This is a genomic window from Shewanella intestini (assembly GCF_018221465.1).
GTDB classification, from domain to species: domain Bacteria; phylum Pseudomonadota; class Gammaproteobacteria; order Enterobacterales; family Shewanellaceae; genus Shewanella; species Shewanella intestini.
The window spans coordinates 68,784-90,621 of record NZ_JAAIKR010000003.1; the positions used below are offsets into that span (position 1 = coordinate 68,784).

The 21,838-nt window shown below is 40.8% G+C and carries 21 protein-coding genes and 1 pseudogene; 14 read left to right on the top strand and 8 right to left on the bottom strand.

What is annotated here, in order from left to right; all coding sequences use genetic code 11:
- Positions 1 to 6: 6 nt before the first annotated feature.
- The 12 genes and pseudogenes from flhF (at position 7) to G3R48_RS05025 (ending at position 10,981) form a co-directional block, all read left to right on the top strand.
- Positions 7 to 1,396: pseudogene (flhF, locus tag G3R48_RS04970) on the top strand (flagellar biosynthesis GTPase FlhF).
- A 4-nt stretch (positions 1,397 to 1,400) separates the two neighbouring features.
- The gene (locus G3R48_RS04975) at positions 1,401 to 2,282 is read left to right on the top strand and encodes a MinD/ParA family protein (protein WP_153662614.1); all 882 of its coding nucleotides are present in this window, start codon (positions 1,401 to 1,403) and stop codon (positions 2,280 to 2,282) included.
- Entirely contained in the window at positions 2,275 to 2,994 is a 720-nt protein-coding gene (locus G3R48_RS04980) for an RNA polymerase sigma factor FliA (protein WP_212593227.1), read from the top strand. The genes G3R48_RS04975 and G3R48_RS04980 overlap by 8 nt, the downstream gene beginning before the upstream one ends.
- Positions 2,995 to 3,038: 44 nt before the next feature.
- Positions 3,039 to 3,422, top strand: a complete 384-nt coding sequence (gene cheY / locus G3R48_RS04985; protein WP_153662612.1) for a chemotaxis response regulator CheY — start codon at positions 3,039 to 3,041, stop codon at positions 3,420 to 3,422.
- Positions 3,423 to 3,434: 12 nt separating this feature from the next.
- The gene (locus G3R48_RS04990; RefSeq protein ID WP_153662610.1) at positions 3,435 to 4,169 is read left to right on the top strand and encodes a protein phosphatase CheZ; all 735 of its coding nucleotides are present in this window, start codon (positions 3,435 to 3,437) and stop codon (positions 4,167 to 4,169) included.
- Positions 4,170 to 4,184: 15 nt separating this feature from the next.
- Positions 4,185 to 6,362, top strand: a complete 2,178-nt coding sequence (locus tag G3R48_RS04995) for a chemotaxis protein CheA (protein WP_153662608.1) — start codon at positions 4,185 to 4,187, stop codon at positions 6,360 to 6,362.
- Positions 6,363 to 6,389: 27 nt separating this feature from the next.
- On the top strand, positions 6,390 to 7,532 hold the full coding sequence (locus tag G3R48_RS05000) for a protein-glutamate methylesterase/protein-glutamine glutaminase (RefSeq protein ID WP_153662606.1): 1,143 nt from the start codon (positions 6,390 to 6,392) through the stop codon (positions 7,530 to 7,532).
- A complete protein-coding gene (locus G3R48_RS05005; protein WP_323741251.1) occupies positions 7,525 to 7,989 on the top strand; it encodes a membrane anchored protein in chemotaxis locus in 465 nt (154 codons plus the stop codon). The genes G3R48_RS05000 and G3R48_RS05005 overlap by 8 nt, the downstream gene beginning before the upstream one ends.
- A 21-nt stretch (positions 7,990 to 8,010) precedes the next feature.
- On the top strand, positions 8,011 to 8,802 hold the full coding sequence (locus G3R48_RS05010; protein WP_153662604.1) for a ParA family protein: 792 nt from the start codon (positions 8,011 to 8,013) through the stop codon (positions 8,800 to 8,802).
- On the top strand, positions 8,786 to 10,021 hold the full coding sequence (locus G3R48_RS05015) for a chemotaxis protein CheW (RefSeq protein ID WP_153662602.1): 1,236 nt from the start codon (positions 8,786 to 8,788) through the stop codon (positions 10,019 to 10,021). The genes G3R48_RS05010 and G3R48_RS05015 overlap by 17 nt, the downstream gene beginning before the upstream one ends.
- Before the next feature lie 2 nt (positions 10,022 to 10,023).
- The gene (locus G3R48_RS05020; protein WP_153662600.1) at positions 10,024 to 10,518 is read left to right on the top strand and encodes a chemotaxis protein CheW; all 495 of its coding nucleotides are present in this window, start codon (positions 10,024 to 10,026) and stop codon (positions 10,516 to 10,518) included.
- Positions 10,519 to 10,582: 64 nt separating this feature from the next.
- Complete coding sequence (locus G3R48_RS05025; RefSeq protein ID WP_153662598.1) at positions 10,583 to 10,981, top strand: DUF2802 domain-containing protein; 399 nt, start codon at positions 10,583 to 10,585, stop codon at positions 10,979 to 10,981.
- A gap of 116 nt (positions 10,982 to 11,097) precedes the next feature.
- Here the strand turns inward: G3R48_RS05025 and G3R48_RS05030 are convergent, their stop codons facing one another.
- The 3 genes from G3R48_RS05030 to G3R48_RS05040 form a co-directional block, all read right to left on the bottom strand.
- On the bottom strand, positions 11,098 to 12,459 hold the full coding sequence (locus G3R48_RS05030; RefSeq protein ID WP_153662596.1) for an RsmB/NOP family class I SAM-dependent RNA methyltransferase: 1,362 nt from the start codon (positions 12,457 to 12,459) through the stop codon (positions 11,098 to 11,100).
- Positions 12,460 to 12,637: 178 nt separating this feature from the next.
- The gene (locus G3R48_RS05035) at positions 12,638 to 12,943 is read right to left on the bottom strand and encodes a hypothetical protein (RefSeq protein ID WP_153662594.1); all 306 of its coding nucleotides are present in this window, start codon (positions 12,941 to 12,943) and stop codon (positions 12,638 to 12,640) included.
- A gap of 205 nt (positions 12,944 to 13,148) precedes the next feature.
- Positions 13,149 to 13,820 (bottom strand): DUF2461 domain-containing protein, encoded by a 672-nt coding sequence (locus G3R48_RS05040; protein WP_153662592.1) that lies wholly within the window; start codon positions 13,818 to 13,820, stop codon positions 13,149 to 13,151.
- 487 nt (positions 13,821 to 14,307) lie between these two features.
- On the opposite strand from G3R48_RS05040, the gene G3R48_RS05045 reads away from it, so the two are divergent.
- Both G3R48_RS05045 and rimK read left to right on the top strand, forming a co-directional pair.
- On the top strand, positions 14,308 to 14,739 hold the full coding sequence (locus tag G3R48_RS05045) for an ATP-dependent zinc protease family protein (RefSeq protein ID WP_153662590.1): 432 nt from the start codon (positions 14,308 to 14,310) through the stop codon (positions 14,737 to 14,739).
- A gap of 3 nt (positions 14,740 to 14,742) precedes the next feature.
- Positions 14,743 to 15,618: a 30S ribosomal protein S6--L-glutamate ligase gene (gene rimK / locus G3R48_RS05050; RefSeq protein WP_153662588.1), complete on the top strand. Its 876-nt coding sequence runs from the start codon at positions 14,743 to 14,745 to the stop codon at positions 15,616 to 15,618.
- Between the two features lie 120 nt (positions 15,619 to 15,738).
- On the opposite strand, the gene G3R48_RS05055 is transcribed toward rimK, so the two are convergent.
- From G3R48_RS05055 to pfaD, 5 genes are all read right to left on the bottom strand, one after another.
- A complete protein-coding gene (locus G3R48_RS05055) occupies positions 15,739 to 16,299 on the bottom strand; it encodes a CBS domain-containing protein (protein WP_153662586.1) in 561 nt (186 codons plus the stop codon).
- A gap of 803 nt (positions 16,300 to 17,102) precedes the next feature.
- Positions 17,103 to 18,044 (bottom strand): nucleoside recognition domain-containing protein, encoded by a 942-nt coding sequence (locus tag G3R48_RS05060; RefSeq protein ID WP_153662584.1) that lies wholly within the window; start codon positions 18,042 to 18,044, stop codon positions 17,103 to 17,105.
- A gap of 582 nt (positions 18,045 to 18,626) precedes the next feature.
- Positions 18,627 to 19,478, bottom strand: a complete 852-nt coding sequence (gene yghU, locus G3R48_RS05065; protein ID WP_153662582.1) for a glutathione-dependent disulfide-bond oxidoreductase — start codon at positions 19,476 to 19,478, stop codon at positions 18,627 to 18,629.
- A 317-nt stretch (positions 19,479 to 19,795) separates the two neighbouring features.
- Positions 19,796 to 20,053: a hypothetical protein gene (locus G3R48_RS05070; protein ID WP_153662580.1), complete on the bottom strand. Its 258-nt coding sequence runs from the start codon at positions 20,051 to 20,053 to the stop codon at positions 19,796 to 19,798.
- Between the two features lie 151 nt (positions 20,054 to 20,204).
- Positions 20,205 to 21,836, bottom strand: coding sequence for an eicosapentaenoate synthase subunit PfaD (pfaD, locus tag G3R48_RS05075; RefSeq protein ID WP_153662578.1), 1,632 nt, complete (start codon positions 21,834 to 21,836; stop codon positions 20,205 to 20,207).
- Positions 21,837 to 21,838: the final 2 nt, after the last annotated feature.

Here is a 21,838-nt window from a genome sequence, read left to right on the forward strand (position 1 = left end):
GTTTAAGTGAAAATTAAACGATTTTTTGCCAAAGATATGCGTGGTGCATTGGCACAAGTAAAAGAAACATTGGGTTCTGATGCTGTGATCATGTCCAATAAAAAAGTCGCTGGCGGGATTGAAATTGTAGCTGCGGTTGATTACGACGAGCCTAAAGCGAACGTTGCTTCGCAAGCACCTGCGCCAAGCTTCATGGATGTTTCTGAAGATAAAGTTTCATTAAATACCAATAAACCGGCTATTAAAACACAGACTAAAGCTAGCCCACCGCCAGTCGCTGACTCACTACAAGCTTTGCTTGAGAAGCAGCAAAGTCGTATGAATCAACAGATGACAGCGCGTCAAAATGATGAACCAGAATTGCCAGAATGGGCTCGACAATTAGAAGCATCAACACAACCTCAGCCTCAACGAAGCGAGCTAAAAGTACCGCAGTACAATAGTCAGCCAAAAAATCATCGCCAGCAACAGTCTGCTGAGCTTGATTCCCTTCGAGAAGAAATGGCGTCACTAAGAAATATTTTAACTCATCAAGTGTCTGAGTTAATGAAAGAAGAAAAGAAGCGTACAGATCCTGTGGGGGCGATGTTAGAAAGTAAGTTAATAAGCGCTGAGTTTTCTGAGCCAGTTGCAGCAAGCCTTGCTTCATTAAGCCAAAACTATACTCCTGCTGATTTAGTGAGGGCATTACCACAAAGTTTAGCTAATTTACTGGACAATCAAGGTGATGACATCGTAAAACGTGGAGGTGTTGTTGCATTTGTCGGTCCAACGGGTGTTGGTAAGACCACATCGCTTGCTAAAATAGCCGCGCGCTTTGTTGCCCATCATGGTGCAGACCAAGTGGCAATGGTGACAACCGATCATTATCGTATCGGAGCCTATGAGCAATTAGCTACTTATGGCAAAATAATGGGATGCCCAGTTAAGCAAGCACATGATTTGTCAGAACTAGAACAAATTTTATATCAATTTAGAAATAGAAAGTTGGTGTTAATTGACACCGCAGGTATGGGCCAGCGTGATATGCGCCTGTATCAACAACTTGATAATTTAACTGCGAACAGCAGAATACCTATTCGAAGTTACCTAGTGATGTCTGCAACAGGACAGCGTCGAGTGCTACAAGATGCGGTTAATCATTTTAAGCGTATCCCATTATCGGGTGCTATATTAACCAAATTAGATGAGTCAGTATCAATTGCCGGTGCGCTAAGTGTATTGATTCAAAATGAATTACCATTAAGTTATGTGACTGATGGTCAGCGTGTTCCAGAAGACATGAAAGTTGCCGATACCTTAGCTTTAGCAAAGCAAGCATTAAGCGCTTTAAATGAAACTGAACAAACAACATCAGTCGGCATGTTCCAATAACATGACCTATGCATTTGAGTAGAGATATGACCCGGGATCAAGCAAGCGGTTTACGTATGATGAATCAACCAAATAATGAAAAAGTTAAAGTCATTGCAGTTTCAGGCGGTAAAGGTGGGGTCGGTAAAACGAGCGTCTCTATTAACACTGCCGTCGCACTTGCTGAAAAAGGCAAACGTGTACTGGTACTTGATGCGGATTTAGGCTTAGCGAATGTCGACGTTATGTTAGGCATTCGGGCTGAGAAGAATTTATCTCATGTACTTTCTGGCGAATCAGAACTAGACGATATTATTGTTCGTGGGCCTAAAGGTATCGGTATTGTACCTGCTACTTCAGGTACCCAAGGTATGGTCGAGCTAACGCAAGCTCAACATGCCGGACTTATTCGTGCTTTTAGTGAAATGCGAACGCAATTTGACATTTTAATTGTTGATACTGCGGCTGGTATTTCAGATATGGTTTTGAGCTTTTCTCGCGCATCACAAGATGTCTTAATTGTGGTATGTGACGAACCAACATCAATAACTGATGCCTACGCTTTAATTAAAATATTAAGTCGGGAACATGGTGTATTTCATTTTAAAATTGTTGCCAATATGGTTCGTAGTTTACGAGAAGGTATGGAATTGTTTGCCAAACTCAGTAAAGTTACCGACAGATTTTTGGATGTGGCACTAGAGTTAGTGGCAACCGTTCCATTTGATGATAATTTACGTAAATCTGTTCGTAAGCAAAAATTGGTCATTGAAGCATTTCCCAAATCACCAGCTGCAATTGCTTATCATGGCTTAGCGAATAAAATTTTAACTTGGCCAATTCCACAGCAACCTGGCGGTCACTTAGAATTCTTTGTAGAACGTTTAGTCCAAAGGTCAGTTCAACAAGAGGAAAGAACGAGTGAATAAAGTCGCAGCATATACTCAGTTCGATAACAAGACATCTATTGTTGAACAATATGCTCCGCTCGTAAAACGAATTGCTCACCATATGTTGGCTAGATTACCTGCGTCTGTTCAGTTAGATGACTTATTGCAGGCTGGAATGATGGGGCTTTTAGAAGCGTCATCTAAATACGATGGTAATAAAGGTGCGAAGTTTGAAACCTTTGCTGGGATCCGTATTCGTGGTGCAATGATTGATGAGATCCGCCGCGGAGATTGGGTTCCTCGTTCAGTACACCGAAATAATCGACGAATAACTCAAGTTATTGATGAATTAGAACAAACACTTGGGCGAGATGCCCGAGACACCGAAATTGCAGAAAAGCTTGAAATGACACTTGATGAATATCATCACATTTTAAATGATGTCGCAGTCGGGAAAGTAATTGGCATTGAAGATCTTGGTGTTTCGCAAGATATCATCGTTCCTGAGGATGAAAATCCAGATGAATCGTTTGAGTCCCTTGCAGAAACTCAGTTCCAATCTGCGTTAGTCGAGGCGATTAAAACCTTGCCTGAACGAGATGCTCTTGTCTTATCTTTATATTATGACGAAGCATTAAACTTGAAAGAAATTGGCGCCATTCTTGAAGTAAGCGAATCACGAGTTAGTCAGATATTAAGTCAGGCTATGTTGCGATTAAAAGGCAAGCTTAAGCATTGGACACAGAACTAATTTAATAATCAGAGCACGTAAGTGTTAGCTCACCGGAGGAAACCTTGGACAAGAATATGAAGATTCTTATTGTTGACGATTTTTCAACAATGAGACGTATCATTAAGAACTTGTTGCGAGACTTGGGATTTAATAATACTCAAGAAGCAGATGATGGCTCAACAGCCTTACCGATGTTACAAAAGGGCGAATTTGATTTCGTGGTAACGGATTGGAACATGCCTGGCATGCAGGGAATTGACCTGCTTAAAGCCATTCGTGCAGATGACTCTTTAAAGCATCTACCTGTATTAATGGTAACTGCTGAAGCAAAACGAGAACAGATCATTGCTGCCGCGCAAGCAGGGGTAAATGGTTATGTTGTAAAACCTTTTACAGCCGCAACTCTCAAAGAAAAACTTGATAAAATCTTTGAACGTTTAGGTTAGTAGGAAAATGTCATGCAGGTAGAAAATACGGGATTGATCACACTTGAACAAGCCCAAATGCTGGTTGATTTGCTCAGTGCAGAACAACAAGAACAAGCTGATGAATTAATCAGAGAGCTTGCGACACCACTACAACGTGAATTGTTTGAAGAAGTGGGGAAATTAACCCGACAACTTCATAGTGCGCTTCAAGACTTTCAACTTGATAGTCGGTTATCAGAATTAGCCAACACGGAAATCCCTGATGCTAAAGAACGTTTGAATTATGTCATTGATATGACAGAGCAAGCTGCAAATAAAACCATGGATGCAGTTGAAGAATGTTTACCTTTGGCCGATACCATTATTACCAATATCAAATCAGTAACCCCAATGTGGGACAAACTGATGCGACGTGATATTGAGTTAAATGAATTCAAAGTGTTATGTCATGATGTTCAACAATTTATGTCACACAGTGAACATGATTCAAATCGCTTACGTGAATTACTTAATCAAATTTTAATGGCACAGGATTTCCAGGATTTAACTGGGCAAATGATCCGTCGAGTCATTGACCTTGTCAGAGAGGTTGAAAATAACCTTGTTTCAATGCTGACGGTGTTTGGCGATATGCCAATGAATGAAATTGAACAAACTGAGAATAAAATTGAGGCTGAAGGTCCAATTATGGATGCTGAGTCACGTGATGACGTGGTATCTGATCAGGATGAAGTCGACGATCTGTTATCGAGTTTGGGTTTCTAATTAGGAGTCAACTTAATGTCTTTTGATGTTGATGAAGAGATACTGCAGGATTTTTTAATTGAAGCGGGTGAAATACTCGAACTTTTACAAGAGCAACTTGTTGCTCTAGAAAATAATCCTGAAGATAGTGATTTATTAAACGCAATTTTCCGTGGTTTCCACACGGTAAAAGGTGGCGCTGGTTTCTTAAGCCTAACCCCTATGGTTGATGTTTGTCATGAGGCAGAAAATACCTTTGATCTGCTCAGAACCGGCAAACGTGGCGTTAACGCGGAGTTAATGGACATTATTTTACAAGCGGTTGATTCAATCAACAGCATGTTTGAGCAAACTCAACAAGGCATTGAGCAAGAACCTGCTGCCCCTGAGCTACTTAGCAAACTAAAGCTATTGAGTTCAGGTGCTCCTTTGCCTTCAGAAATGGACGAAGAGCCTGTTGTTGAAGAGCCTGTTGTGGAGCCTCAACCTGTGAATGAGGTCCATGAAACAACGCTTGTTGAGTCAACAACACCTGCAAGTGATGGTGGAATTGATGAAATAGATGAATCTGAATTTGAAGCTCTGCTAGATGCATTGCACGGTGAGGGTAAAAGCCCAACAACGACAATGGATGCTGAAAAAGATTCAGCTGCACAGCCAAACTCAGACGATATTTCAGATGATGAATTTGAGGCTCTATTAGATGAACTTCATGGTTCAGGCAGCTTTAAATCTGAAAAAGCTCAACCAGCAGTGATTGAACAGCCTCCGTTAGTTGACGCAGATGATATTACTGATGATGAATTCGAAGCGCTACTTGATGAATTACACGGTAAAGGTAGTGCGCCGAAGAAGGTTGAGTCTGCCCCTAAAGCTCAAGAGCCTTTAACGCCGACACCTGTAAAATCGGCTGCTCCAGCACCTAAAGCTAAGCCTGCGCAGCCTAAAGCAGCAGTACCAGCTAAAGCTAAACCTAAAGCACCAGCTAAAGCTGACGCAGTAAAAGAGAAACCAACAAAAACAGCATCGGTTCCACAAGGTGAAACAACTGTTCGCGTTGATACCTCCCGTTTAGATGAAATCATGAACATGGTAGGTGAACTGGTATTAGTACGAAATCGTCTTGTGAGTTTAGGCATTACTCGTGAAGACGAAGAAATGAGTAAAGCGTTAGCAAACCTGGACTTGGTGACTGCAGATTTACAAGGCGCGGTAATGAAAACCCGCATGCAGCCAATTAAGAAGGTATTTGGTCGCTTCCCTCGCGTTGTGCGTGATTTAGCTCGTTCGCTCAGTAAAGAAATAGAGCTTGTGATGGTAGGTGAAGATACAGACCTCGATAAAAACTTGGTTGAAGCTCTTGCAGATCCACTTGTCCATTTAGTTCGAAACTCTGTTGACCATGGTATTGAAATGCCAGCAGAACGTGAAGCAAATGGTAAATCACGTACCGGAACAATTACCTTATCTGCAAGCCAAGAAGGCGACCATATTCTTTTGAAAATTGAAGATGATGGTGCGGGTATGGATGCTCAAAAACTAAAAGAAATTGCCATTAGTCGTGGTGTGTTAGATGAAGATGCTGCAGCACGCATGACTGATAACGAAGCCTATAATCTTATTTTTGCCCCAGGTTTCTCTACTAAAGTAGAAATTTCAGATATTTCAGGCCGTGGTGTTGGAATGGACGTGGTTAAAACCCGTATCGCACAATTAAACGGTACCGTACACATCGACTCTATTCAAGGCACTGGAACCATTCTTGAAATTAAGGTGCCGCTGACACTTGCTATCATGCCAACATTAATGGTCGATGTTGCCAAACAAGTCTTTGCACTGCCACTTTCAAGTGTTAATGAAATATTCCATCTTGATCTGACTAAAACTAATATTGTTGATGGTCAACTTACCGTTATTGTGCGTGATAAAGCGGTACCATTATTCTATTTAGAGAATTGGTTACATCGTGATCGCAGTCGCTTTAAACATGGTGACAAATTGCATGGCCACGTGGTAATTGTACAGCTAGGGACAGTGCAAATTGGTTTTGTAGTGGATGCATTAATTGGTCAAGAAGAAGTGGTAATTAAACCACTAGGAAGCATGTTACAAGGTACACCAGGTATGGCTGGTGCAACAATTACCTCAGACGGTGGTATTGCACTCATTTTAGATGTACCTGGCCTGTTAAAGCATTACGCCAAGAACAAGTAAATAAAACAGCACTAAGCAAGGTATTAAATGGCTATAAAAGTTTTAGTGGTTGATGATTCAAGCTTTTTTCGTCGCCGAGTGAGCGAAATTGTTAACAACTCTCCTGACCTTGAAGTAGTGGGCGTTGCGACAAATGGTCAAGAAGCTGTGACCATGGCAAAAAAATTGAACCCGCAAGTCATCACAATGGACATTGAAATGCCGGTGATGGATGGTATTACCGCTGTGCGTAAAATCATGGCAGATAATCCTACACCGATTTTAATGTTTTCATCACTAACACATGATGGCGCTAAAGCGACATTAGATGCTTTAGAAGCTGGTGCGCTAGATTTCTTACCTAAGCGATTTGAAGATATTGCCACCAATAAAGCCGATGCGATTGCATTGCTCCAACAGCGTATCAAGGCATTAGGGCATCGTCGTGTTTTTCGCACTCCACGTGCAGGCTCTGCAAGTCGTGAAACGGTTACTCCAACTGACACCTCGCGTCCGACATCGTCACTTAGAACTGCCCGTACTAGTGTTACTGACAAAGTCGCTAATAAAACGGCGCCAGGTGCAGTAAAAACGACAATTCGTGCCAGTGGTAAGAAATATAAAATACTGCTTATTGGCACCTCCACGGGTGGTCCAGTTGCATTACAAAATATTTTAACAAAGTTTCCTGCAGACTATCCGCACCCCATTTTACTTATTCAACATATGCCAGCGGCATTTACACCCGCATTTTCATCGCGGCTAAATGGTCTATGTAAGATTTCGGTCAAAGAAGCTAAAACTGGTGATGTTTTACGACCAGGGTGTGCTTATCTTGCACCGGGTGGAATGCAATTGCTGTTAGAAAAAATGGGGGCTTCTAGCCGTTTAAAAGTGATTGCAGGTAACGAAGACATGAATTATAAACCGAGTGTTGATATTACCTTTGCCTCTGCGTCTAAAATTTATGGTGGTGATGTTTTAGCCGTGGTTTTAACAGGAATGGGGGCCGATGGGCGTGAAGGTGCACGAATGTTAAAAGCAAGAGGCGCAACAATATGGGCGCAAGATGAAGCCAGCTGTGTGGTTTACGGTATGCCTCAAGCGGTTGCCTCAGCAGGTATCTCAAGCTTATCCATCCCTTTAGATGATATGGCTCAGGCCATTATTAAAGAGAGCGCTCGTGGCTAATCGTAGCAAATCTAATACGTTATTTATGTTTGCAATTTTTTTATTGATTGTCATAAGTATCGTATTGGGCTCGCTATATGTTGATGCAGCTAAAAAAAACAAGCGACTAAAACTTGATGTTGAACGCTTAACGAACTCTCAAATTTTGCTTATGGTGCCTGATGAACAAGCGGTCGATATTGCAAACTGGATGTCTTCGCATCCTCAACAAACTCAAAGTTTTGTAAAAAAAGCGCAATCAGAACATGTTTCATCTGTTGTGGTTAATGATGAATCACAAACAAAAAAAGTTTCTGCTCAGTCATCTGCTGAATCGACTAAATCAACAGAGATATCAACTAAATTTAATAATAAAACCGTTGTTCTTTCTGAAAATGAAGATGGTGTAAAAGTGATTCATTTACCTCATGGTGGTATTCGAGTAACAACGCGTGAGCAACAAGATCCTATTAATTAACTTCAGTCTTGTGAGGCAACTTTGAAAGTATGGACAATTGCTAATCAAAAAGGTGGTGTAGGGAAAACAACTACTGTTGCAAGCTTAGCTGGAGCATTAGTTAAACGCGGCCAAAAAGTATTAATGATTGATACTGACCCTCACGCATCTTTAGGTTATTACTTAGGGATTGATTCAGAAGAAGTCCCCGGTTCACTTTATGATGTGTTTGTTAATCATCAGCAATTATCTCTTGAGTTTGTAAAACAATATATATTGCCAACCCAAGTTGAGGGTCTTGATATTGTGCCTGCCACAATGGCATTAGCAACATTAGACCGAGCGTTAGGTCATCAAGAAGGTATGGGGCTTGTGCTACGTAATCTACTCACTTTAGTGGAAGACGAGTACGATGTTGCCATTGTTGACTGTCCACCGGTATTAGGTGTGTTGATGGTGAATGCGCTTGCGGCCAGTGAACATATTATTATTCCCGTGCAAACCGAGTTTTTAGCCATTAAAGGCTTAGATAGAATGCTTAAAACAATGGAATTAATGGGGCGTTCTAAACGTACTTCATATAGTTATTCAATATTACCAACCATGTACGACAAACGAACCAAGGCATCACCTATTGCACTCACGTATCTTCAAGATAAATACCTTAATGCGCTTTGGCCAGATGTTATTCCGGTTGACACCAAATTTCGTGATGCCAGTTTAGCTCATCTTCCAGCATCACATTATGCGCCACGAAGTCGTGGTGTAAAAGCCTATGACCGATTATTAGATTTTTTATTATCTCAGGAGTTTGACCATGTCAAAATCGGTTGATGAAACTGTTTTTGATTATTTTAATTTATTATTACAAGAACCTACTTCTGAGGTTGCAGAGATTGTTGCGCCTAAAGAAACGCCGACCGCTGTTACTATTGAAGCAAAAAAATCAATTGAAAGTAGGGCTGATACCAATAAACAAACAGACAATAACGATACAAAAATAGCTCACGGTAAAAGCGATAGTTCAGATAAAAGAAGTCAATTAACTCAACAACAAAACGTCGTGAATTCGCAGCAACGAAGCATTGGAAAAAAGAATTTAGCTCATCAAGTTGATGCATTAACGACAAATATGCCCAAGGTTGAGCCAGTTGATATACCTAATAAGGGGGGGCAATCAAAACCGTTTGAGCAACCTCCAGTTGATAAAGCGTCATTAGCGCGCCTACTTTCGGCTGTTTCTGCTCCAATAGAGACATCGCAAAAACCAGCAGCATCAGCGGTTGAACAGCCAAGCGAATTTGAGAAAAAGATCCACCAAAGTGCACAAAAAGTTAAGCAAGCTATTGCAGCGCAAGCGCTCGCTACTCAAAAAACGAAAAATACTCAGTTGAGTGCACAAAAGTTACAAACAGAAGATAAAGAAACCAAATCTTTAGTCGATAATAAACAAGACGAAATTTCACCTTCTCAGCCCCAAAAAGCGATTGATGAGCCACAAACTGAGCAAACGGTTAAAAACGCAACACAAGCAGATGTTAAAACCAGTGGTTCACCACCTGCTAATGTCGTTTATAATTTAAAAGAAGTGCTTGATGATGAATTTCAGGTGTTATTTTTTAATATTGCCGGCTTAACACTTGCGGTTCCGTTAGTCAGTTTGGGTGGAATTGTTAAAGTCGAGCGAATAAATAATATCATTGGTAGACCCAAGTGGTTTTTAGGTGTACAACCTCATCGAGAGGGGCAAGTTAATGTGGTTGATTCTTGTGCTTGGGTGATGCCTGAAAAATATACCTCAGAGCTACAAGCAGAAGTAGATTACCAGTATATTGTTATGCTTGAAGACAGTGATTGGGGACTGGCTTGTGAATCACTTGTCAATTCAGTCAAGATTGATAAATCTCATGTCAATTGGCGTGAGAAACCCGGTAAACGACCATGGCTTGCCGGAGTGGTAAAAGAACAAATGTGCGGGATAATACATGTTCAGGCATTAATTCAAATGCTTGAAGCGGGTTTAGGTAGTCAAGATTCGATTGACCGAGGTTAACTATGAGTGATTCAAGAAGTGTTGCAGCAGCAGCTGCTAGTAATAATGACGCAGTTCTACAATGGGTAACATTTAAATTAGATAATGAAACCTACGGTATTAATGTAATGCAGGTGCAAGAAGTATTACGTTATACCGAAATAGCGCCAGTACCTGGCGCACCCAATTACGTATTAGGGATTATTAATCTACGTGGTAATGTTGTCACTGTTATCGATACTCGTTCACGTTTTGGGCTTAATTCTGCTGAAATTGATGACTCAACCCGTATTGTGATTATCGAAGCGGAAAAACAAGTCATTGGTATTTTAGTCGATAGCGTGGCTGAGGTTGTATATTTACGCCGTTCTGAAATCGATAATGCGCCAAATGTCGGCACAGAAGAGAGTGCTAAGTTTATTCAAGGTGTTAGTAACCGTGATGAAGAGCTTCTCATTTTAGTTGATTTAGATAAGTTATTATCTGATGAAGAGTGGACCGAGCTGACTCAGCTTTAATTGTGTTATCATCCATTTATGCCAACATTTGATAAGTTTAAACTGTAGATTATTGGGATTGTAAATGGGTGACGAGTTTATTATTGCAGCATTAGGTTTTGTGATTGTTTGTTTTGTGTTGATTCTATTTTTACATCGGCAGCTCAAGAAACTAAAAAACAAAGTCGAGGCGTTAACTGTTTTACTTAAAGAGTCAGATAGACAACGTGAAACAGTAAAACGTGAGCTTCAAGAGTTACGCAGCGGAACGATTGGCATGGGGCGTAGGGTGGTTGAAATTGAGAAAAAAATCTCACAACAATCTGAGAAACTTGAAGAAGCGAGTCAACAAGACCCTCAAGCTAAACTGTATTCTCGAGCATTAAAGATGGTTGGATTAGGTGCTGGTGTTGAAGAGTTAGTGGCTGAATGTGAGTTACCAAAAGCTGAAGCCGAGCTGATAATTCGTTTGCATCGTAAGTAAATTGGCTTTAGCTGCTCTATTATAGCTAATTTGACACAATCAAATGTGTACAGCAGTTACGATAAATAAAAACCACTCAAAAGAGTGGTTTTTTTATGTCTGTTGAATATGAGCGGCTATTGTTTGATAAACACCGCAACAAACATACCATCACTATTCGCCTCTTGAGGCCACACGGTAAGCATAGTTACTTTTTCATGTGTAAATGGATGGGTTAACCGTTGTTGGCTAAATTCAGGGTGTTGTTGGGCGAAGGCATTCACTACCGCTTCATTTTCTTGAGGTGAAATAGAGCAGGTGGCATAAACTAATTTACCCCCTGTTTTAACAGCCGCAGCACTGCGGCTCAAAATATCGAGCTGTAAGGCTGGTTTATCTTCAATACAGCGAGAATCGTCTATCCAGCGCATATCTGGATTTCTTCGCCATGTCCCAGTGCAGCTGCAAGGCGCATCGACTAGCACACCATCAAACGCAGCCGCTTTAACCGGTAAAGTATTATCTTTCCAAGCCATCGTGGTGATGTTGTCAAAGTTTGCTCTTTTGGCACGCTTTACAAGCTCTATTAGCGGTTTTTTACGAATATCAGATGCAATAATGCTACCTGACGAGAATGAGTCTTGTTGGAGCATAAGAGAGCGCAATTGCAGTGTCTTACCGCCTGCACCACTGCAGGCATCCCACCATTGCTCATGTGGTTTGGGTTGACATATTTGACCAATGACTTGTGAGGCTAAATCTTGTATTTCAATCTGGCCACGCTTGTAGCTGTCAACACTTGGCAGGTTAATGCTTTTAGTGCCCAGATTTAAGGCGTCAATAAAGTGCGGACTGTCAATAGCGTGTATTTCTTGAGTTGCTAAGTTTTTGATTAATTGCTTAACATCAATGTTTTGTGCCCTTGCCCAAATTGGTGGCCTTGTGCAAAGTGCTTCGATGAGTTTAGTTTGTTGTTTTTCTGCAACGGGACAAGCCTCCCTAAACCAGTCTGGCACGAGATCGATTAAGTCTAAAGGTATGCTAGAGACGTGAGTTAATAACTGACATTTTTGTGCAGCAGATAAAACCTGTTCATCTTGGTAAAAAACGCTGAGGTCAATGCTGTGATGGCTTAATTGCAGCCAAGCTTGTGTTAGCGGTTGCCATGAATGCTGCTCTAATGCACCTGCGACAGAAAGTGCGGAAAAAAAAGTGTTACTGTCTTGATAATCACCGAATTTTTTCAACCATCCCCACCATCTAAAGACACTGAATAAGGTTTCGCGGATCACCTTGCGATCTTTTGAACCGTGTTGCTTATGTGCTCTGAAATATTCAGCCAATATGCGGTCAGCAGGTTGTTTTTGTACCATTACCTGATCAAATAATCCAAAGAGAGTATTGGCGTAACTAATGGCACGTCGTTGCATGGCTGAATCAACTTGCATGTCAGTAACCGTTAACGGCATTTTTGCTGAAGTGGTAGAAAATGTGGTCATGAAATATCTTAAAGGCTGCTTGTGACTTGAACTAAAACGAATAGAGACAGTTTACCATGCCATGTCGCTGTAACGGTAATGGCAAGTGTTTGTTTATCTAAGCTGCCGACGATTGAATTTAGTTTACTAATAAGGGAGGCTAACTCCTTTAGCCATCACCGCTTGCCGATAAATTGAATTAATCTGGATTATGTTCAAAGGTTCGCCCTTTATGTACAGATGAATGCCCATAACGTTCTGATTGTGGCTGTTGCTTAAAACTTTGTTCTTGATTCATTGCTTTAGTCATTAATTTTTTACCCAAAAAGCTAAGGGTAAGGAACATAATTGCTGCAAATAATAGTAAAAAAGGCAACAGCGCTAATGTAGCTAACGAAATAATACTGATGGCAATAAGGGCCAATATGGGGTGTAAACTTGTTAGTAACGACGCCGGTCTGAAACCATTAATATTTAATGCCATAAAACGTTGTTTAAAATTCATTATTAATCCTTCTCGTTAGGTTCAGGTTATATTGACATAAAATGTCAATAATAGTTCCCAATATCTAATATTTTTTGCTAATTTACACCTTAAAACTGCTTAATGTTTTCATTCGGTTTTACTTGAAAGCTAAGAGGTGTTGATATTTCGAGCTGATTTTGTAGCCCGAAGGGGGTCGGCTAAAAGCGTAGTAGCTAGCTTAATGTTAGTAATCTAAATCAAGAGCAAAACACAGATAAGCCATTAAGCGTTGACAATGAGCAAATTCATTCGCGCAAATGTCGATGAAATCGGGGCTGCATACTTGCTCGATTGAAATCGATTTTGTGGCGATAAAGTCTTTACGTTTGAGCTCATTAAGTAATGGGTGTGATTTATCAAATCCTTTGGGTGGGCGTATTAAGCTGTCGCCAGTAAGTTCAAAACCAGCTGTGTTTAGCTCAGCTAATGCTTGTTTATAGCCATTTGGGTTTTCATCAATACATTGTCTAATGGCGTTTAATGCTTTTGATTCTGGGTGCCAAATTCCAGCGCCTATAAAGCAGTTATCATTAGCGATATGCACATATAAACCCGGAGCATGGACATCTTTGGCTTGAAAGTGACGGAATTGAATTCCAACATTTAATTTATACGGGGTTTTGTCTTTGCTAAATCGGCTGTCTCGTTGTGGGCGCATCATACTGCCACCCACTTTTTTAGGCACCGCGGTTAGGCGTGGTGAAAACCCGAGAATATGCCCTTGCATAGCCGTTATAAATGCTAATGCAGGTGTTCTGACGTTATCTTCGTATTGTGATTGATTGGCTTTAAACCAGTCTCGGTCATTGTTATTTTCAAGTTGCTTTAAAAAAGTAAAAGTATGTGGCGTAAACATAATACCCCTTGAGATAAAACTGCAATTATAACGTGATAGGCGATCAGCAACGATTGAATATTTGGGCGTTCCATAAACTACCATGGTTAGTTTACGGAAAATATCACTTAATTCTCCCTTTTGAGATTACGCTTTTGGGAAAAGGCATTGAGGTTCATCAAATAACGCATGTTACATGCGTTATTTATTATTCTAATGAGCACTTCTTTGCCATGCATTTACGCTGGGATTGACGTGTTTACGTCAGTGCCTTTCACTTCACTGAGTTGGTTAAAGGTAGGGATTAAACATGTTGCTTGGGTTTATTATTTCACCGTAAAGACCTTTGAATTTTTATCCTGCGTCAGTGTCATTTTAACGGCGAATTAAGCTTGTTGGTTCATGTTATTGAATAATGATGTATATGTATTGTCGGGTTAAGTTTGTCTGGTTTACCGATAAATTCTCACGAGTAACGTTTCTATCTCATTTTGACTAAGGTGCATCGATGTCTACAACAAGTTTACAGATTATAGGCTGGAAAGAATGGGCTGTTTTTCCTGAGATTAATCATGAACGGATTAACATGAAAGTGGATACTGGCGCGCAAACGTCTTGCTTGCATGTGCTTAAAGTTGAGCCCTACCAAGTTGGCAGCGATGAATGGGTCAAAGTATGGTTTCAACCTGAGCAGGACAGTGAACGTGAAGTTGTTAAGTCATTTGCTGTATTTGATCGAAGGCGCGTTAAGAGCTCTGGCGGGCATACTACGCAGCGATATGTGATTAAAACCCCTGTTCAAATAGGTATGCTGCATTTTGAGATAGAATTAACCCTGACTTCTCGCACTGATATGCGCTATAGAATGTTACTGGGTCGCCAAGCGTTGTCTAAGCGTTTTTTGGTTGACAGCTCCGTTAGCTATTTGCTTGGGGAGTAATTGATGCGTATTGCAATTTTATCTCGAAATGACAATTTATACTCAACACGGCGATTAAAAGAAGCGGCCACTTTTCGTGGTCATCAGGTAGATATTATTGATGTGCTGACGTGTTATATGAACATCAATATGCAGGCTTCAAGTATGCATATGCGAGGTCAGGAATTACCCAAATATGATGCGGTTATTCCAAGAATTGGTGCGTCGGTTACCTTTTATGGTACGGCGGTACTGCGCCAATTTGAAATGATGTCCACCTATCCGTTAAATGAATCTGTCGCCATCTCTCGCTCTCGCGATAAGCTGCGTTCGTTACAATTACTCTCTCGACAAAATATTGGATTACCGATCACCGGATTTGCTAACAAACCCGCAGACATTCCTGATTTACTCGATATGGTTGGCGGCGCACCTTGCGTGGTTAAATTGTTAGAGGGCACGCAAGGAATTGGTGTCGTGTTTGCTGAAACACGCCAAGCTGCTGAGTCAATCATTGAGGCGTTTATGGGATTAAAAGCCAATATCATGGTGCAAGAGTATATTGAAGAAGCAAATGGGGCTGACATACGTTGTTTCGTGATTGGTGATAACGTGATTGCTGCGATGAAAAGGCAAGCTATTGCAGGGGAGTTTCGTTCCAATCTACATCGAGGTGGTCAAGCAACGGTTGTCCAATTGACAGAACAAGAACGGTTGACGGCAATTGAGGCGGCTAAAACGATTGGTTTAAATGTTGCTGGAGTTGATTTACTGCGTTCAAAAGATGGCCCTTTAGTGATGGAAGTGAATTCATCTCCAGGGTTAAAAGGAATAGAGTCTGCAACGGGCATTGATGTGGCTGACAAAATGATTCAATTTTTAGAAGCACAACACCCATAAATGATACGACTATAGCGGTGAATATTACTCATATAGAGGCCGTAATAATGTTATTTTAAATAAAAATTTATCACAGCCACTGAGATGCTCTTGTTGTGGCTGTGGTAGGTGTTACATCAATTAATGTGAAGCTTTAAATATTTCACTAAATGAAGGACGTTGGTTGATTTCGATAGGAATATTGAGTTTTCTTGCTAGGTCACTTGCGGCGATAATGCCGCGAATATGGTGTAAATTCTGATCAATTACTAACATATGACGGCGACCTGTTTCTTGTAATACGCGCACAACATCTTTTACTTTTGCTGTTTTTATTTCTTCAAAATCAAAAGCCTGAATTGAATCTCGACTGATCATAATGTCAGTTACTAATAATTCATCGATAGTATTTCCCAGCGCCTTAGCTTTCACCATTAGATTATGTTGATCTAACTCTTGTTGCGAAACCACCCCTAAAAACTTATCTGTTTTATCGATAACGATACGCATATAAGCATGGGTTTTTTCCATGATTTTTATGGTGGCCATTGCGGTTGTTGAAGCATCTATAACGATGGGTCTTGCGACATCAAAGTCGGTAAAAATTTCGAGCGCGGAATCATCTAAAAACTTATGTTCTGGTTTTGCAGACCAAAGTAAGTGGTCAATTTCTGCTGTACTAAAAAGTTGCAATTTTCTCATTGGACGCTCCTGTGTTGCTTCTAAGGAAACTTACTCTATGTCATTAATATGCAAGATATATGAACCGCTTAAATCATATTTATCTAAATAAGAAATAAGTTGATAACTAAACAATAGAACCAAATCTTAGTTGGGATCAAGAATATTAATTACATTTAATTTTGGTTAATTACTTGACGGTTATGTTAGTAATTCGTTAGGAGTATTTGTAAGTCTAATGAATGCGTAGAGTGCTTGCTATGACTGGTGAGTGTACTTTTTGCTTAGCAAATTTAGCTGTTACTAAAAAATACACTAACAAAGTGTTAAGTTATTGAACGACTTGTTGTTTGTTTGGTGTTTGTTTTATTTCTGCTAAGCATGTATTAGCTGCTTTACTGTGTTTCTTAAGGTGTTTTTATAGGGAAATTTGAGATAAACAGCACGCTAATTCCTCTGTTTTTCTTGTTATACAGGTGGCCGATTACAATAAAAATGGCTTTAGCATTGATACCGATATACGCTTAAAAGGCAAAGATTCGTGCGCATTATTGTTCGTAAAACAGGCTTTATATCGTTGGCTTTTAATCGTAATAGTGCCTTAAAACACTCAGATAAAACCAAGAAAATAGTTAATGAACATCGAATTAAAAGCAGATTAAGGCAAGCGAACGGTAGTCGATTCGCTTACTATTTTGCCTGCGATAATCAAGTTACGTGTTTTGTGAGTTGATATTTTATAAGCATGGCAATTCCCTAAGCACTAATTAGCAGTGTATTAACGGGCGAGTATAAATTCGCTTGTTTGCCAATAAATTGCGGCGTTAGGATGTAATGATATTGCGTTTCTCTAGATAAGTATAAATTTGTGACACAATCGCAATTAAGCTAATCGTGAACACAATTCGAGTCCACAGCACCACATTGATATCTGCGCCAATAAGCAGCACAAGGGCTGTATCTTCAAACATGCTGTGTAAAATATTTAACAGCATCACGGTAATGTAAGCATCTTTACGGGTTAGTGTGCCTTTTTTAGTTTCACTAATAATCAACCCGCCACCATATGATAACCCTAAGGTTATACCGATAACCGCTAGGTTTGCCGCCGCTTTACCTACTTTCAACAGTTTCAATAAAGGCATCATCAACAAAGCAATAAGATGCTCAATTTTGAGGATTTTCATTAAACGTAGAAGGGAGATTAATGCTGCAATAATCACAAAGATCATCAGCAAGCCTTCTATTTGCGTGATAGACCAATCCAGTAAATTTTCGTCAAGATGGGCTTCGGTATCCCATAAAAACACTGCCGTGTGCGCATTGACGTCAAAAGACATGAAATAAAGGTGTTGGAGCCAAGCGAATAAAATACCGCCGCCGATTCGAACTAATACCGTTGACCACACCGGTACGCCAGCTTTTTTAGCAATGATGCCTTCAACAGGAAGAGCATGGGTAAAGAGCATCAATGTACTTAATACCGTGATCTGCGCAACGCTAAGATCGACACCAGTATTGACCAACACCATAATGCCTGTGTACAAGTTAGTGAGCATGGTTGTCGCCCACACTAATGCCATTGTGCCGGGTAATCCAAGTAAAGACATCAGCGGCTCTAGCAAATGTCCAAGTAATGTGATCCCACCGAATTCATCTGCAATTTTGATTAAGATGATCATCGGGATCATTATTTTAAATAAAGACACGGTGGTAGAGATGATGTCTCTTGCTAACTGTTTTAGTCCAATTACCACTCGGTTCATTCATGTATCCTTGTTCATTCTCATGTGCTTACGTTGGTCAATCAATCACAAGAAAAATGTAAAATTAGCACATTTAAATTTGAGAGCGGATTATATCTTTTGCTGGCTCGGTATTTAAATACATCCTACAAATGCATTGGGTTAATCGATGCTATATAGGTGAATTTTATAAAGAGTTTAATGTTTGTGCGATTATTGGTGACATGACTGTTAATCGTATTTCAACGCCATTAACGCCTACGCCTAAAGCTGCGATTTCCATGTATTCAAGTAACATCTCATATTCCTGCTATTGCCGTTGTCGTTTATGAAAAATGAGTAGGCGTAAAGGCGTTTAATATCGCATCTAAGTTCAACGGCTTTGTCCAATTCGTTTGGCCTTCTTTAGGTCACAACTTGATTGTTGAATAGTTAGTTTAGACGCTATCAATTAAGATTGACGGTTAAATATACTGAATAAGGCAATAGCTGGAATGAGTACTGTGTAGTGGTTTTAGGGCAAGACATTGGCATATAAAATGCAAAAAAGCTGACTTAATATCGTTTAATGAGTCAGCTTGTTTTAACGGTAATAAGGTTGAGTTATGGCTTAAGGCTCAATACCTTATCGATATCAGCAGCACAATGGCGCTCAGGCACTTGCTCCCATTTTTCGCCCCAAGCGCGGTTAACCACAATACCGCGTTTTACTGCTTGGCGTTGTTCAATTAATTTAGCCCATCGCACAACGTGTTGGTAACTGTTAACGTCTAAAAATGTGGCAGCATCATATAAATTGCCCAACACTAAATTACCGTACCATGGCCAGGTTGCCATATCAGCAATACTGTATTCATCGCCTGCTAAATAAGTGTTATTAGCGAGTTGTTTATCAAGTACATCTAATTGTCGTTTCGCTTCCATTGAGAAACGATTGATTGGGTATTGAAATTTCTCTGGAGCATAAGCGTAAAAGTGACCAAAGCCTCCACCTAAATAAGGCGCAGATCCCTGTAACCAAAATAACCAGTTCATCACTTGTGTACGTTTGGCTCCTGTGGCAGGTAAAAAATGGCCAAACTTCTCCGCTAAGTGAAGCAGTATCGACCCTGACTCAAACACATTGACTTGTGCATCGGTGTCATATAAAGCTGGAATTTTCGAATTAGGGTTAATTTCAACAAAGCCAGATGAAAATTGGTCACTGTCGCCTATTTTAATCATATAGGCGTCGTATTCTGCTTCTTTAACGCCAAGCGCTAACAACTCTTCTAACATGATGGTTACTTTTTGACCATTGGGTGTTGCTAAAGAATGTAATTGGAGTGGCTGTTTGCCAACGGGCAGTTCTCGTTGAAAGCGTGCGCCTGAATCAGGGCGATTAATACTGCCCCATTTGCCGCCATTTTCATCTTCCATTGTCCATATGTTCGGTGGGATAAATTCGTTTGTCATAAGTTAACCTCAAGGATGAGAAATCGTTTGGACGTTCTGAACTAATCAGTTCAGATGTTGATTGAATATAAAAAGGTATTCAGAAAAATTTCACTATAAACCTTAATAAGGATAAATAATGCTGATCTTTAATATCGATAATAACCTTATCTAATATGATAAATGTGATGTCATGGGAGGAAAAGGGTTTGTCCTAAAACAACGGTTAATTTGTTTTAGGCATTAGGCTGTAAAAAGGGCGCAATATGCGCCCTAGAATCATTAGTCACAGCGGGGTTGTAAAGCGCGGCACAAGCATGAATAAGCCAGAGGATAGCTTATTTCATTAGTGCAACCGCTTCCATGTCGAGTTCAATATCAGTACAGCCTTTTGCGCAATAAATACCTGGAGCCTTGCCGCTGACTTTGGCATTTTTAGTATTAGGCGGCAATTGGAGTGTGAGCGGCTTTTTACATTCACTGCATTCAGCACTGTTGCCTTTTAGCATGCGTTTTATCAAGTTTTTATGTTGATTAAACGACGCGAGGGTTGTGTCATTCACTGCTGAAAAATCTAATTTTTGGGTTTCGCTCATAGTAAGACCTAATGCAAACATGTTGAGTAAGTCAGCCACGGTGCTTAACACACGCTGGCTGAATAGATAATGTGTCTGTGTTACTTGATGTTAATGACGGCGAAACTTTAACTTTGTTATCACCGTGTCACCTTCAGCTTTATTATTTGCGCTAGTTCACTTTATCGCTAGGTTGCCAACGCTGCAGTTCCGCAGGTAGAGCCACACCTTGCGCGATTAATAAGTTAACGCGAGCGTGGTAAGCTGCGCCGTGCATCAAGTGTTTTGCCAAGTCTACCGCATTTCGCTGGGTATAATCATCTAAATAGCTGCCTTTTGCCCATTCGTTGAACGCGCCAAGTGCGGGGCCTGCCCAAATTTGGTAATCCATTTCACGGCCAGCTTCACCAGAATTAGACCAACGGCTTGATAAACCTAAATACCAACGGAAGATGAGTGCCATTTTACGCTTAGGGTTACCTTCTGCACGTTCGATTTGCTTTGGGTCGCGCTCGTTAAAGTGGGCCACAGTGCCGGCCCAAATATCATCAAGCGTTGAGCGAAACACTTGTTTTTCAAGCTTTTCACGTTCTTCAGCAGGGATGGCTTCAATCGACTCATAACGGGTATAAATCTCATAAAGTTTATTAGCGCGCATTGGGAATAAGGTGCCACGTTTTACCACTTGTAGCTTAACGCCCATTTCAAACATGTCAGCTGCTGGCGCCATGGTGACATCGGCCATTTCAGTTGTGGCAAGTAACCTGCGAGTATGTTCGCTGGCGCCCGCTTCAACACAAGCTTGGTTGATTGAGCCTGTCACAATATACGCAGCGCCCATATTAAAGGTTGCTAGTGCTGCATCAGGTGTGCCGACACCGCCACCACACCCTACACGGATAGGTGTTTTATATTGGTACTGTGCTTGGATTTTGTCTTTTAGCGCTAAAATCGTCGGCAATAAGGTCACTAATGGACGGTTATCTGTATGGCCGCCAGAATCAGCCTCTGCAGTTACATCATCTGCCATAGGCACTAATTGGGCGAGCGCCATTTGCTCAACGGTAATCAAGCCTTCATCAACCAGCTTTTGCAGTATTTTAGCAGGAGCTGGTTGCATAAACTTACTCGCCACTTCTGTGCGGCTCACTTTAGCAATCACTTTGTTGGCGATAACGATTTCACCATGTGAGTCACGACTTAATCCCGCTGCGCGGTAATAGACAATTTGTGGAGTTAAGCCTAAAAATGCTGAGGCTTCTACTGTGCGCACGTTATGTTTTAAAAACAGCTCTACACTGCCTCGCTCTAATGCTGGCTCACTTGGGCTGTGGATTAAGTTGAACATGTACGGGCCATTTGGCAGTGCCGTTTGTATGCGCTTAATGGCTTGCTCTACGCGTGATGGAATTAAGCCAGCTGCGCCAAATGAACACAAAATACCCGCTTGACCGAGTGCAATGACCAGTTCTTCAGACGAAATACCGTTAGCCATTGCGCCAGCATAGTAAGCGTATTTAACCCCATGAACACGGCGGAAGTTACTGTCGCCTAGGCTTTGAGTGCCTAAAGCAGGGGCAAATGCACTTACGGGTAATGCGCTTGCTGGCGTATTCATTGATTGGTTAATCACATCCGCTTGGTGTGAGATACCTAAGCCAAGTTCGGGTAAATTAACCAAGTAACAAGGCTGAGTCAGATCTTTTAGGTTTTTCGCTATTTCAGTACGTTCAAAGCTTGCATGCTCAGGCGATACTTGCCAAGGCCATGGAGAAAGTTGTTCATGTTGAATGCTTGTTGTCATTA

What these genes read in the sequence shown, in the direction of transcription:
- rimK (WP_153662588.1), top strand. Translation starts at nt 14,743, where the DNA reads ATGCGTATTGCAATTTTATCTCGAAATGACAATTTATACTCAACACGG.
- G3R48_RS05070 (WP_153662580.1), bottom strand. Translation starts at nt 20,053, where the DNA reads ATGAGCGAAACCCAAAAATTAGATTTTTCAGCAGTGAATGACACAACC.
- G3R48_RS05000 (WP_153662606.1), top strand. Translation starts at nt 6,390, where the DNA reads ATGGCTATAAAAGTTTTAGTGGTTGATGATTCAAGCTTTTTTCGTCGC.
- G3R48_RS05020 (WP_153662600.1), top strand. Translation starts at nt 10,024, where the DNA reads ATGAGTGATTCAAGAAGTGTTGCAGCAGCAGCTGCTAGTAATAATGAC.
- pfaD (WP_153662578.1), bottom strand. Translation starts at nt 21,836, where the DNA reads ATGACAACAAGCATTCAACATGAACAACTTTCTCCATGGCCTTGGCAA.
- G3R48_RS04975 (WP_153662614.1), top strand. Translation starts at nt 1,401, where the DNA reads ATGACCCGGGATCAAGCAAGCGGTTTACGTATGATGAATCAACCAAAT.
- G3R48_RS05035 (WP_153662594.1), bottom strand. Translation starts at nt 12,943, where the DNA reads ATGAATTTTAAACAACGTTTTATGGCATTAAATATTAATGGTTTCAGA.
- G3R48_RS05030 (WP_153662596.1), bottom strand. Translation starts at nt 12,459, where the DNA reads ATGACCACATTTTCTACCACTTCAGCAAAAATGCCGTTAACGGTTACT.
- G3R48_RS04990 (WP_153662610.1), top strand. Translation starts at nt 3,435, where the DNA reads ATGCAGGTAGAAAATACGGGATTGATCACACTTGAACAAGCCCAAATG.
- G3R48_RS05025 (WP_153662598.1), top strand. Translation starts at nt 10,583, where the DNA reads ATGGGTGACGAGTTTATTATTGCAGCATTAGGTTTTGTGATTGTTTGT.
- G3R48_RS05015 (WP_153662602.1), top strand. Translation starts at nt 8,786, where the DNA reads ATGTCAAAATCGGTTGATGAAACTGTTTTTGATTATTTTAATTTATTA.
- G3R48_RS05045 (WP_153662590.1), top strand. Translation starts at nt 14,308, where the DNA reads ATGTCTACAACAAGTTTACAGATTATAGGCTGGAAAGAATGGGCTGTT.
- yghU (WP_153662582.1), bottom strand. Translation starts at nt 19,478, where the DNA reads ATGACAAACGAATTTATCCCACCGAACATATGGACAATGGAAGATGAA.
- G3R48_RS05055 (WP_153662586.1), bottom strand. Translation starts at nt 16,299, where the DNA reads ATGAGAAAATTGCAACTTTTTAGTACAGCAGAAATTGACCACTTACTT.
- G3R48_RS04995 (WP_153662608.1), top strand. Translation starts at nt 4,185, where the DNA reads ATGTCTTTTGATGTTGATGAAGAGATACTGCAGGATTTTTTAATTGAA.
- G3R48_RS05060 (WP_153662584.1), bottom strand. Translation starts at nt 18,044, where the DNA reads ATGAACCGAGTGGTAATTGGACTAAAACAGTTAGCAAGAGACATCATC.
- G3R48_RS05040 (WP_153662592.1), bottom strand. Translation starts at nt 13,820, where the DNA reads ATGTTTACGCCACATACTTTTACTTTTTTAAAGCAACTTGAAAATAAC.